This is a genomic window from Limosilactobacillus gastricus DSM 16045 (assembly GCF_001434365.1).
Taxonomy (GTDB): Bacteria; Bacillota; Bacilli; order Lactobacillales; family Lactobacillaceae; genus Limosilactobacillus; species Limosilactobacillus gastricus.
Map to the genome: position 1 here is coordinate 1 of NZ_AZFN01000066.1, position 293 is coordinate 293.

The following is a 293-nucleotide window of genomic DNA, read 5'->3' on the forward strand; positions in this document are numbered from 1 at the left end:
CGCTCTAACCAGCTGAGCTATAGACCCATATTTAATTTTAAAAAGCGGGTAACGAGAATCGAACTCGCGTCATCAGCTTGGAAGGCTGAGGTTCTACCACTAAACTATACCCGCATAAAGTGGCGCGGGACGGAATCGAACCGCCGACACACGGAGCTTCAATCCGTTGCTCTACCAACTGAGCTACCGAGCCAAAATATGCAAACGGTCCATACGAGACTCGAACTCGTGATCTCATCCGTGACAGGGATGCGTCCTAAACCAACTAGACCAATGGACCAAATAATTGCGGG

3 tRNA genes are annotated in these 293 nt (G+C 49.5%); all 3 read right to left on the reverse strand.

Annotation, left to right across the window (positions count from 1 at the left end):
* Positions 1 to 43 precede the first annotated feature (43 nt).
* Positions 44 to 114 (reverse strand) — tRNA-Gly (locus tag FC60_RS09200).
* Between the two features lie 6 nt (positions 115 to 120).
* A tRNA-Phe gene (locus tag FC60_RS09205) sits at positions 121 to 193 on the reverse strand.
* A 12-nt stretch (positions 194 to 205) separates the two neighbouring features.
* A tRNA-Asp gene (locus FC60_RS09210) sits at positions 206 to 280 on the reverse strand.
* Positions 281 to 293: the final 13 nt, after the last annotated feature.